The following is a 253-nucleotide window of genomic DNA, read 5'->3' on the forward strand; positions in this document are numbered from 1 at the left end:
CATACCAGCCGTCCAGTTCGGCGCCGGCCAGATAGAGTGCGCTACGCTCGTCGAGTGCCTTCTCGTTCATCGCCACGCCGCGCGGCGTGTGGCAACTGCCGCAATGGCCGAGCCCCTGGACGAGATGGGCACCCCGGTTCCATTGTTCGTCGGCTGCCGCTTTCGACTGATAGGCTCCCGGCTCGGTGAATACGGCATTCCACAGCGCAAGTGGCCACCGCATGTTCAGCGGCCAGGGGATATCGCTTCGCTT

The 253-nt window shown here is 64.4% G+C and carries 1 pseudogene; it reads right to left on the reverse strand.

What is annotated here, in order from left to right:
* A pseudogene (locus SB756_RS32825) lies at positions 1 to 253 on the reverse strand (cytochrome c); the annotation flags it as partial.

The sequence above is a fragment of the Pseudomonas sp. SIMBA_068 genome, assembly GCF_046534705.1.
In the GTDB taxonomy this organism is placed as follows: domain Bacteria; phylum Pseudomonadota; class Gammaproteobacteria; order Pseudomonadales; family Pseudomonadaceae; genus Aquipseudomonas; species Aquipseudomonas putida.